Raw genomic sequence first — 10,648 nt, 5'->3', positions numbered from 1 at the left:
AATATGATTGAGCATGGATTTACTTCATTATTTACAAAAAATATGATTGATATAACTTTCAATGCGAATTGTATAAATTATGATTTATTATTCCTTTTAAAATAACGACTTATTCTATATTACTCATATATTTTGGTTATTAATTTTACAAGGTTAGAAACCCGTCATCATCATTAAAACAGGCTATTTTATTAAAATTGAACCCAGCGAATGCATTGCGAAAGTTTTCCCGTTTACGCAGGATGGTCAGCCATGAAAGTCCTGACTGGAAGCCTTCCAGACAAATTTTCTCAAAAAGTTGAAAATCGTCTGCAACTGGTCTGCCCCACTCCTGGTCGTGGTAAATACGGTAATCCAGTTCGCCACCTCCCCACCAGCAGCGGGTGACACCATCCTCTGCCGTACGCAAATACTTTTCATCCAAAATAATCACCTCGTTATTGGCTAAGCGTTTACCCTATTTTTACTTGTTTGCTCTTCTAGCATCTCAAAAATAGCTTCTTTGCTTGCATAGATACCAAAAAAACCATTTTGATGAATAAAAAGCGCATTATCATCGTCCTGTAATTTAGGGTGGCCCATGACAAAACTGTTTTCTTTGTCGGAAGGTATTTGGATGCAGCAGTTATTTGTCTCTTTTACAAACCAAATTACATGGGTAATCTGAGAATATTTACTTTCACCATGGACCAATTCCGTCCATCCGGGCGCGTACTCAGCCAATATTAAAACCTTATGTTTACCGATCTCCTTTATTGCTGAACTGGCAATGATTTTTACAGCTTGTTTACGCTGTGTTTGTTTTTTCTTCAGATGAGCGATAAATTTCAGGGCAATATTTACGGCATCATTAAAAGCGCTTTGCTGTTTTTTATCGTTAAACAGATCAGCATCATTGTATGCAGCTATAATATGAGAAAATGAAAAATCAGGCATTTTTTCGATACCGCAATCATGTCTGTCAATTGCGTTGACGAAGCAATCTATTTCCGGATTTACCTGCCCTGTCTGTTCCTTGATCCACTGCCATACCAGACCGGCACTTGAAACCTCTGCGTCTTTGATTTGGTGATGATCAAAACGGCGCGTTTCAACATTGTGGACAGCGCCGACATCAACAACAATATCCGCCTGATTAATCAGCTCAATATCGCGCGTGCGGAGAATGTCAAATTGACCATTTTTCACTATACCGTAGAGCTGCAGCAATGCTACAGCGGTCACTTCATCCGCATGAAACGAGCCGTTATGCGTAACCACCTGTATTTTCTTTGCCGTCATCATTTTCTATTTAAACCTCACCAGAGTTGTAATCCAATGAGGATTAAATACTCCCGCATCAGAGCAAGTTACGAATTAAACAATTTCATCCGTTTTTTGCTGGTCTTCGCCAGTTCCGCCAGCATTTTTTGCTGTGTCGTCCCGATTAATACAAGCGTCAGTAATACTTTTATCGAACACCAGTTCTTTGCCGTCTTCTACGGACTGATTGCCTTCTTCAATAAAGCTCTCAATCATGATACCTGAAATTGCACGTGTGCCGCTTCGTATTTGCGCCATAGAAAGCTGTCTCGCTAACACTCCCTTTACGAGGTGAAAATTTACTTTTACACGTGTAATATTACATTTTCTAAAGTGTCCAGTTCAATTAGACCAGAATAATTCTCAATTTAACGAGAAACTGGATCCATTATCAATTATCTTTGGAAGGCGACAGTGAACATTGCCCGCGATCATAATTAGGCTCGACGTTTTGTTTGACGATATCGTGAAGCTGATCTGCGCCGCCGATATAATTACCATCGATCCAGATCTGAGGAACAGTTATTGGCATTTTAGGAGCAATATGAGGTTTTACTCTGGCAAGCATCTCATATAAACCGCGTGGACTACTAACGACATCGTGATAATCATAAGTGATGCTGGCTTGTTCAAGATACCCTTTCGCACGTTTACAATGAGGACAACTTTCTTTTCCAAAAAGGTGATTTCCTGTAATTTTCACTCGACTTGCATAAGCTTCAATTACAGCTTGAGTGAGAAGCCCTCGGTTTAACGCACTTCCTTGACTAACGACCCTACCTCCGACTATCACTATAGGTGCATGCCATCCGCCTTTCAATAAAGGTTTCCACCATTCACTAAGCCACTCTCGTAATTCTAATTCTACTGGAATTCCAGATAATTCCTTGTTAATAGTGTCAAGAATCACATCTTTGGTTAACGTACATTCACCACAAGGAATTTTGACTTGAAAGGGTCCCCAAGAACCAGCCCAACGAAATAAATACACTTTTATCGGTTGTTGAGTCATTTATTTTCCTTTTTAATGGGGTGAATAAATGGTGTATTAACCCTCACTCCCTCTTACGCGCAGCTGCAACATATTTTCTGATTAAATGATTATAGTAGATTTGTGGTGGCACAGTGATTCTGGCCACCCGTTTAGAGGTAAATGAATGATCTTTTGTATGGCGCTATGTGCCCCAAACCGAGATAGAAACCTAAGTCGCAAACGCCCCCATTGCGCCTTACAAACTAAAAATAAGTTACTCAATTAACTTGGCCACTGCCATGCTCGCTTTCGGGAAGAAGCGAGCGTGACAGGATCTACCTTTTACGCTCAAGAAAATCAGAAAAAGTGATTAGTTATATATTTCGTTGCCTAGCGCTTTTGGACAAAACCTTTTTAGATGCTGCAACGATTGATTCTATTTTGTATTGAATATTCCGAGGCGATGTTTGGCACATACGCCACAGACTTTCCGTTAACAGTTCAAAAAATGACTAATCTGAGCCATTCACAAATCCCTTGTTTTTTAAGGCTTAGCTAACACAATTATTTCCTGACGTTAAACCGCCCCACTCAACCATACAAAATATATGTGTATTATTATTTTTAGTGAAACACAGCTAAAATATAAGGAACAGAGTTTCATTTAAGTCCAAGGTAAAGGAGATAAAATAATGCAAACATTTATAACAGCTGTTATTACCTTATTGCTTATTGTTACGTCACTTTACGCCCCGGTACGGGCTTGTACAGCTTTTTCACATAAGACCCCAGAAGGAATCATTTATGGGGCTAACCTTGACCAATTATCACTCATAACAGAAGGGCTGGTATTCGTGAATCGGCGTGGCATTGCCAAAGAAAATATTCGCCAAAGTGCCGATGGTACAACATTAAAATGGGTATCACAGTATGGAAGTATTACTTTCAACATTGCCGGCCGGGGGTTTGTGTGGAGCGGTATGAACGAAGCGGGCTTGGTAATAACCGCATTGGAATGGCGGGATAGTGAATATCCAGAGCCTGATCAACGAGCGCCATTTGACATAGGATTTTGGGCGCAATACATGTTAGACAACTTTGCCAGCGTAGACGAAGTCATTAAGGCGGATGCAAAGGTGCGACTAATAACCGATGGAGGCTTTCCCAATCATTTTCTTGTCACTGACGCAAAAGGAAGGAGCGCTGCACTGGATTATGTTGATGGTAAATTGGTGGCCTATACTGGCAATAGCTCACCTGTCAGTGCTATGTCAAACATGCCTTACGCAAGGGCACTTGAAGCATATCAAAATGATGGTCCGCGATGGTGGTGGTCAAACCCAGGGCGTTCTGCGGAACGATTTGCCACCGCTGCCAACCGGATGTCCAGTTTTGCATCGACTAAAGACCTCAACGCCACACTTTATGCATTCGATAGCTTGGTTAAGGTAGCAGATCAATATACAAAATGGAGCGTGGTCTACAACATTGATATGCGAAAAATTTGGTTTCGTACAATTACAAGCGGTGAAATAAAGTCTCTTACGATGGATTCCTTCGACTTTTCCTGCTCATCTCCGTTATTGATGATTGATGTAGACACTACTTCAAAAGGCAATGTGAATAATGCGTTCATTCCGTACAATCGCCAAGTGAATCAGCGAGCTTTCACTATAGGTTTAGATCGTTTAGGGATTCAAATAAACAAACAGGATGCGGATAACCTAATGCTGCCCCTTGAAGGGTTCAAATGTGCGGCTGAATAAAATGCTTCGCCTAACGGGGGGCTCAGGTACCCCTCAAAAACTCTCATAAATTATAGTGGCCAAGTAAAACTGGTCACGTATTTATAGGTTCGTAGTCATATTGGTCCATATACGACTTAGTGTTACACCTAAAGGCGTATAATCGAGCCAAAGGATAGAGAGGTCTCTACGCTCAAAAATGGGAGAATATAAGCATGCCATTAATGACATGCTTACTTGGTTAGCCCACAGATATAATCAAGTTTCAATCTGTTCAGAGAGACGTAAAACATCTTCAAGTTCAACACCAAGGTACTGAATTGTACTTTCTAACTTGGCACACGCTCAAATCCATTTTATTTTGGGGAATGACATGTCAGCAAAGACGGTTAATGAACAGACAGCTCAAACGGCATCCCCTCGCCAGTGGATCAGATTGGTTGTGGTGTATCTCCTGATCCCGCTGATTTTATTGATATGCGGTGGGGACCTCGGCTGGTGGCAGGCGTGGATCTATTCCATGCTGTTCCTGTCCGCTGCTATTGGTGGGCGCATGTGGGCGGAACAACGACATCCCGGATTAACAGCCGAACGACAAAATATTGAACATATCCAAAACGCAAAAGCCTGGGACAAAGTGCTTGCTCCACTGATGGCGGTGAGTGTCGGGTTTCCTATGGTCATTGTGGCAGGGCTGGACCATCACTATAACTGGTCTCCCGAATTTCCGTTATGGCTCATCGTGATGGGCTTCATTTTGATCTCGCTCGGATACGCTTTCGCTGCATGGGCATTGGCAGAGAACCGCTTTTTCTCCAGCGTGGTGCGCATTCAGACGGATCGAGGGCATGTGGTGTGTGACAGTGGCCCGTACCGGTTTGTGCGGCATCCGGGTTATGCCGGAAATATGCTTGCACTGTTCGGTATTGTTCTTGCTCTGGGCTCGGCATGGACACTGATTCCTGCGGCGGTGGCATTAATCATCACGATGATTAGAACCGTACTTGAAGACCGGGCTTTACAGGAAGAGTTGCCGGGCTATCGAGATTATGCACGACGCGTGCGCTATCGGTTGATTCCTGGGATATACTGAGAGACCTAAGTGGCGGATGTCCCAGATCAGAGATTGAGGTTTAATCGAGAGAGTTGCGCGCCGCCTAACAACAGTGGCTGCACTCGGACTCTGATCTACCCCCGCTTTAACTGACACCAAAATCTAATTAAAGATGAGGTCTTTACGCTCGCTTTTGGGAGAAAGCGAGCGTAAATTGGGGAATCTCAACAGACAAATAGTGCAAAAAATCTAAGTCGGTTTGTGCCCCATAGCGGTTCAGATAGTGAAAATTTAAGCTATCACCATGCTCACTTTTTCCCGGCAGCGAGCATGAAGGTTCGTCAGATAAGTTGAGACTAACAAGCTGAATTATCAAATCTAGTATAAGTCACTACATATTAATGTGTTGGGCACCAGTGCCGCTAAGTGGGCAATAATGTCAAGCGGATTCCTTATCTCGACTCACTACAGAGGTTTCCTCAGTAAAATCACATCATTTCCAATGAATTCTAGTTCAAGCTTGTCACGCTCTGCCAGATAGCGAAAAGTCGCCCGGCTAAAAAAGATTACATGGGTAGGGTCATATTTATAGTGCCAGCAGGCAAATGCTTCAAGGTCTATAACCTGTTTAGTCATTATTCCTATCCAACCACCCGGCTTAACTAAATTTAACCATTGCGACCATATTTTTTTAGGCTCAAAGAGGTGTTCTATCACCTCTGTCGCAGTCACAAAATCATACGTTTTCTCCAGCACATCTGCATCAGGCTGATAGTAAATATCGTATAACGCAACTTTGTGTCCAGCCTCGCGTAGCATATGTGCCAATGCGGGTCCTGGCCCACAGCCAAAATCTAACCCTTTAGAGTCTGATGCTATCCTCTCAAGAAGAGGCAAGGCTAAGCGCGATAAAAACCGTCGATACCCCTGGTCATCTGGGTCATTCTCATGATGATCATAGTGGGCTTTCTCACTCACCGCATCCAGCCTCTGCTCCTGAGGTACAAATACCAACTCACAGCGAGAACACTGAAAATAGCAGCGATTCTTGTCTTCAAAATAGAACTGTGTCTGATTTGATGAACACAAGGGACAAATATGCATGAAGACTTCCTCTAATTTGGGATGCGCAAAGCGCCCTAGATAGTGAAATTTTAATCGATCATCTCTCTCGCTTTTCCCGGAAGCGAGCCAGATAAATAAAATTACAGCTCTACATTAAAGTAAATAATCTATCTCGCTTTGTGCCCCGTTGCGAGCTAGAAAACCTAAGTCGCAAACGCCCCCATTGCACCTTACAAACTACAAGTTTGTGGCCAAATTCACTTGGCCACAACAAGCCATTTTTTTTGTTTTACTCCCCTAAATTGTTTAACGGGTTAACCACAACATTTAATTTAACGACCTTATTTCCTCGCTCCTATTGGCACCATAATATGCACATAAGGAGTGCCTTTCCACATCACATAAGGCCCGCCAATACTGGGATCTGTTGGCAATGAATCTAATAATGCAGCATCGGGAGTAATTATCATCAAATGTGGTCCTTCTACAATCCATTGATTATCAGCAGTTTTGCCTTCTGCATAAGGATCAATATTACTGGCACCTTCATCACCTGCTAACATATAAGAGATACCAATAGTTTTTGCTTTAAATGGCTTCTTGTTTGTCCAAGCATCAGCCCATTCCAGCCAAGTTGCATCAAAACACATTGGAGCTTTTCCTTGTAATTGAGGTGGCGTTGGAAAACAAGTGTAATTATTAGTTCCTTTTTGCAATACATTTTTGTTCCAATCCATTACGGTAACTGTCGATCGAAGGGTCGGAGGAGCTGCGCTTAATGCATCTTCTAAAAGTGTTTGAGATTTGCTACTCGCGTGAACGGTTACGATATAGCTCATAAAAATAGCTATAAAAGTTAAGATATAGGCATAAATCTTCATAAAATCACCCTCTGTTTAATGGTGCTACAAATACAGTAGCTCATTGAGTATAGCTCACAGTGAATAGTGTGTAGTCTAGTCTAGTGCAGTGTTACAGGGCGTTTATGGATAATTTCATCGTGCAGAATAATGCTCATTACTTTAGTCGCTTAGCGAAACTGAACATTAATTCCCCCCTCCTCCCCGAAGGCACTTTGCCCACGATATAAAATGAGTATAAATAGGAAAAAAGGCGGGAAATCCAGGGTTTTTATACTCTTAACCCATAACATTAAAAAAGAAAATAGATATTAGAAAATAAAAAGCTAAGTCGTATATGGACTCCACCTGTTTTACAGGCAAACTCAGTTAGGCGAATCATTTCATTCTGTCGCACACGTGAACCCATCAAAGGTCTGCATAAGTTCGACCACATCCTGCCTGGGTATTTGCATCCCTAAGCGGGCTAAACCAGTCGTGAAGACTTGCTGATTCACTTGGCGATTGTATGGAATGAATGCATCATTCACATTCCCTTTCAACGTGGTGTCTATATCCATCATCAATAACGGCGATGTGCAGGAAAAGTCGAAAGATTCCATCGTCAGATACTTTATGGCTCCACTTGTTATTGAGCGAAACCAAATCTTCCGCATATCAATGTTGTAGACCACGCTCCATTTTGTATATTGATCAGCCACCTCAACTAAGGTGTCGAATGCGTGAGGTGTGGCATTGAGATCTTTGCTATGCGTAAAACTGGACATCCGTTTGGCTGCGGTAGCAAATCGTTCCGCAGAATGGCCCGGGTTTGACCACCACCATCGTGCGCCACCGTTCTGATAGGCTTCAAGAGCCCTTCCATAGGACATATTGGTCATGGCTCTGATGGGTAAGCTCTTGCCAGTATACACCACCAATTTACCATCAATATAATCAAGAGCTGCGCTCCTTCCTTGTGCGTCCGCAACAAGAAAGTGACTGGGCCAACCTCCATCATCCGTTACTGGTCGCACCGTTGAATCCGTCTGAATGACTTCGTCTACACTAGCAAAGTTGTCTAACACGTACTGCATCCAAGATCCCGGATCAAAAGGTGTTCGTTCATCAGATATTGGGTATTCACTGTCTCGCCATTCCATCGAACTTATGACCAAACCCGCCTCATTCATACCGCTCCACACAAATCCCCGACCGACAACATTAAAGGTAATGCTGCCATATTGTGAGACCCATTTTAATTTTTTCTCATCAGTGTTTTTGCGGATGTTTTCCTTGGCAATGCCGCGACGGTTTACGAACACCAGACCGTCAGTGGGTGTTAACAAGTCGAGGTTGGTCCCAAAAACAATGCCCTCGGGGGTATTATGTGTAAAAGAGGTACACGCCTCCACTGTGCCATAAAGTGGTGCTACCAGAACTAATAATCTCAGAGTGATTGTAATGAATGTGTTCATTATTTTTCCTCGTTCAGTTTAGTAGAGTTTTTTGGAAATACGCCCCAAAATAGACTGAAAGCTTTATGAAGTGGTCAAGTAAAACTGGCCACGGACGTGTATTCAATCCAATATTGTTCTTCTAAGCCAAAGTATAGTATTTAAATACTTATGCCCTTAAACATTACATGGTTAAAAAGAAGATTTAATAGTCTGGGAATAATTTGGGGTAGGTAAGCTTTTTAAAAAATGTGTAGTGAATGGCTCTGACTGGTCATTATCTTTTGAACTGTTAACACAAAGTTCCTAAGTCGGTATGTGCCCCTTTCCGGTTAAGCAACTATACTTATACCATTCTAGATAAATGTCCGATTTTTTAACTCCTTAAAATCAGCATCTCTGCGTTATAAGTTTTGTAACGAGCCCCCCCTAGAATATTCTAACTGTCGAGTGGACAGCTACAACTAATTTTCAATGTATAGACAATAACTAACTGAAATAAATTAGGAACTAACATGAAGAAATTAATTCAAACAATAGCGATAAGCACTTTCATCTTTGCCGCTAGCAGCGCTTCGATCGCCCATGCTAAAGGTTTTTATATTGGCGGCGGTATCTATCAGTCATACGCAGAACAAGGAGATTTCGATGAAGATGATGTTGTACCAGCACTATTTGCTGGCTACACCTTCCTTGATACTAATATATTTATGATGTCTGCTGAATTAGGTTATTACGATCTTGGTGAATACGATTCTACAGTTACTGACACCAAATATGAGGTTGATGCTTCAGCATTCACTCTGGCAGCTGTTGGTTATATTCCAATCGGTCCATTTTTTGAAATCTATGCAAAAGCGGGTATTGCTTCTCTCAGTGTTGATATTAAGAAAGATGGAATTAAAGAGGATAACGATGGTGAAGAAGCCTTTGGTGGTATTGGTTTCAGTTTTGATGTTTTAGATACCATTGATATCTATGCTGAATACCTTGTATTTGATAACGATATTGATTCATCTATAGCTGGTTTAGGTGTCAGGTTTGCTTTTTAGAAGGAGACAAGGCAGGACATCCATACCTTATATTCTTTTAATCATTAAATTAAAGGAAATATAATACCTCGATAAACTAAAAATTAATATTGAACATGACAAAAAAAGCAAGGGCTAGAAGTCAATGCTGACTGTTAAAGTTGATAATAGAAAATAAAAAGCTATCTCGCTTTGTGCCCCATTGCGACTTACAAAACTATAAATTTGTGGCCAATACTACTTGGCCACTTCAGTGATTGTTTTGCGGATTTGATTGGCACATTCTGCTAATACAATAGCGCCAGCGGTTGAAACATTCAGAGAATTACCCATACCAAACATGGAAATGTGTATTTGTTGATGACTTAATTGCAATGCCGCTTCACTCACGCCCTTGCGTTCATTGCCTAATACTAATGCACAGGGTGATGGGTAACTAATATCCTTATAATCAACGGACTGATGGCATAGCTCAACACCAAAAACAGCATAACCTTTGTCTAATAATGTTTGTAAGCTTAACGTGGTGTTATTGCTATATTCAATGCAAACCCATTTAGCTTCATTTCTAGAGGCTTTTCTAAACTTCTTATCTGAAATAGTTAGCTCTCCACAGATAATAATTTTTTCGATAGCAAAAGCATCAGCCAAGCGAATAAAAGCACCAATATTGAAGCTATTAGTGACGTTATCTAATACCAGAACTAGGGGGATTTTGGGCTGATTTAAGTATTGATCTCGTGCAGGCTTGTTTTTTCTAATGTCTTCTTTACTAAGCTGTATTTCTGAATGCATGATATCTGCTCTTATTAAGTGCTAATGAAGTGGCATAATTGCCTTGGCTATTACATAGAAAATATGAGAAATAAAAAATGTATGGATATTGTAGCCATGTCTCTAAATTTCATGTTTACCTCTAAAGCCCTAACGAGGCTGTAGAATTACTCTAACAACCAAATATTAGAAAAAATCGAGCTCCAATATCGCATTCTAAGCACTTTTAAGGCACTAGGTAATGCATTTGGAACCCATAAAAATGGCCTAAAATCCCCCCAAAAGAGTTATTCTACGACCTCAACGCCCGCTTAAGCGGACAAAAATTATTGACTAAAATTGTGCCCCAAACCGAGATAGAAAGCTAAGTCGCAAACGCCCCCCATATAAGAGATAGAATCCAAATAA

The 10,648-nt window shown here is 41.3% G+C and carries 11 protein-coding genes; 3 read left to right on the top strand and 8 right to left on the bottom strand.

The genetic code is table 11. From position 1 onward, the window contains the following. Positions 1–145 precede the first annotated feature (145 nt). The 4 genes from AC4GME_RS13780 to AC4GME_RS13765 all read right to left on the bottom strand — a co-directional run bounded on the left by AC4GME_RS13780 (position 146) and on the right by AC4GME_RS13765 (position 2,314). Complete coding sequence (locus tag AC4GME_RS13780; RefSeq protein ID WP_490378222.1) at positions 146–424, bottom strand: DNA-3-methyladenine glycosylase I; 279 nt, start codon at positions 422–424, stop codon at positions 146–148. Positions 425–444: 20 nt separating this feature from the next. After that, a complete protein-coding gene (locus AC4GME_RS13775; protein WP_490378223.1) occupies positions 445–1,284 on the bottom strand; it encodes an MYG1 family protein in 840 nt (279 codons plus the stop codon). Between the two features lie 72 nt (positions 1,285–1,356). Next, complete coding sequence (locus tag AC4GME_RS13770) at positions 1,357–1,560, bottom strand: hypothetical protein (protein ID WP_490378224.1); 204 nt, start codon at positions 1,558–1,560, stop codon at positions 1,357–1,359. 133 nt (positions 1,561–1,693) lie between these two features. Then, positions 1,694–2,314 (bottom strand): glutaredoxin domain-containing protein, encoded by a 621-nt coding sequence (locus AC4GME_RS13765; RefSeq protein ID WP_490378225.1) that lies wholly within the window; start codon positions 2,312–2,314, stop codon positions 1,694–1,696. A 653-nt stretch (positions 2,315–2,967) separates the two neighbouring features. Between AC4GME_RS13765 and AC4GME_RS13760 the strand changes: the two genes are divergently transcribed. Together AC4GME_RS13760 and AC4GME_RS13755 are read left to right on the top strand one after the other, a co-directional pair. Beyond that, on the top strand, positions 2,968–4,041 hold the full coding sequence (locus AC4GME_RS13760; RefSeq protein WP_490379596.1) for a linear amide C-N hydrolase: 1,074 nt from the start codon (positions 2,968–2,970) through the stop codon (positions 4,039–4,041). A gap of 352 nt (positions 4,042–4,393) precedes the next feature. After that, complete coding sequence (locus AC4GME_RS13755) at positions 4,394–5,113, top strand: methyltransferase family protein (RefSeq protein ID WP_490378227.1); 720 nt, start codon at positions 4,394–4,396, stop codon at positions 5,111–5,113. 426 nt (positions 5,114–5,539) lie between these two features. On the opposite strand, the gene AC4GME_RS13750 is transcribed toward AC4GME_RS13755, so the two are convergent. The 3 genes from AC4GME_RS13750 to AC4GME_RS13740 form a co-directional block, all read right to left on the bottom strand. Then, complete coding sequence (locus tag AC4GME_RS13750) at positions 5,540–6,178, bottom strand: class I SAM-dependent methyltransferase (protein WP_490379595.1); 639 nt, start codon at positions 6,176–6,178, stop codon at positions 5,540–5,542. Positions 6,179–6,480: 302 nt separating this feature from the next. Further along, the gene (locus tag AC4GME_RS13745) at positions 6,481–7,020 is read right to left on the bottom strand and encodes a hypothetical protein (protein ID WP_490378780.1); all 540 of its coding nucleotides are present in this window, start codon (positions 7,018–7,020) and stop codon (positions 6,481–6,483) included. 362 nt (positions 7,021–7,382) lie between these two features. Next, on the bottom strand, positions 7,383–8,456 hold the full coding sequence (locus tag AC4GME_RS13740; RefSeq protein WP_490378779.1) for a linear amide C-N hydrolase: 1,074 nt from the start codon (positions 8,454–8,456) through the stop codon (positions 7,383–7,385). A 494-nt stretch (positions 8,457–8,950) separates the two neighbouring features. Between AC4GME_RS13740 and AC4GME_RS13735 the strand changes: the two genes are divergently transcribed. Beyond that, entirely contained in the window at positions 8,951–9,487 is a 537-nt protein-coding gene (locus AC4GME_RS13735; protein WP_490379594.1) for a porin family protein, read from the top strand. Positions 9,488–9,703: 216 nt separating this feature from the next. Here AC4GME_RS13735 and AC4GME_RS13730 read toward each other — a convergent pair whose 3' ends face one another. After that, positions 9,704–10,261 carry a TrmH family RNA methyltransferase gene (locus tag AC4GME_RS13730; RefSeq protein ID WP_490379593.1) on the bottom strand — a complete coding sequence of 186 codons (558 nt, stop codon included), beginning with the start codon at positions 10,259–10,261 and terminating at the stop codon, positions 9,704–9,706. Between the last annotated feature and the right edge of the window lie 387 nt (positions 10,262–10,648).

This window comes from Psychromonas sp. (genome assembly GCF_983033635.1).
Note: the sequence above shows the minus strand (reverse complement) of the source record. Positions and strands in the feature narration are given on the sequence as shown.

Coding starts and splice junctions, on each gene's coding strand:
- AC4GME_RS13775 (WP_490378223.1), bottom strand. CDS start 1,284: ATGATGACGGCAAAGAAAATACAGGTGGTTACGCATAACGGCTCGTTT.
- AC4GME_RS13770 (WP_490378224.1), bottom strand. CDS start 1,560: ATGGCGCAAATACGAAGCGGCACACGTGCAATTTCAGGTATCATGATT.
- AC4GME_RS13765 (WP_490378225.1), bottom strand. CDS start 2,314: ATGACTCAACAACCGATAAAAGTGTATTTATTTCGTTGGGCTGGTTCT.
- AC4GME_RS13760 (WP_490379596.1), top strand. CDS start 2,968: ATGCAAACATTTATAACAGCTGTTATTACCTTATTGCTTATTGTTACG.
- AC4GME_RS13755 (WP_490378227.1), top strand. CDS start 4,394: ATGTCAGCAAAGACGGTTAATGAACAGACAGCTCAAACGGCATCCCCT.
- AC4GME_RS13750 (WP_490379595.1), bottom strand. CDS start 6,178: ATGCATATTTGTCCCTTGTGTTCATCAAATCAGACACAGTTCTATTTT.
- AC4GME_RS13745 (WP_490378780.1), bottom strand. CDS start 7,020: ATGAAGATTTATGCCTATATCTTAACTTTTATAGCTATTTTTATGAGC.
- AC4GME_RS13740 (WP_490378779.1), bottom strand. CDS start 8,456: ATGAACACATTCATTACAATCACTCTGAGATTATTAGTTCTGGTAGCA.
- AC4GME_RS13735 (WP_490379594.1), top strand. CDS start 8,951: ATGAAGAAATTAATTCAAACAATAGCGATAAGCACTTTCATCTTTGCC.
- AC4GME_RS13730 (WP_490379593.1), bottom strand. CDS start 10,261: ATGCATTCAGAAATACAGCTTAGTAAAGAAGACATTAGAAAAAACAAG.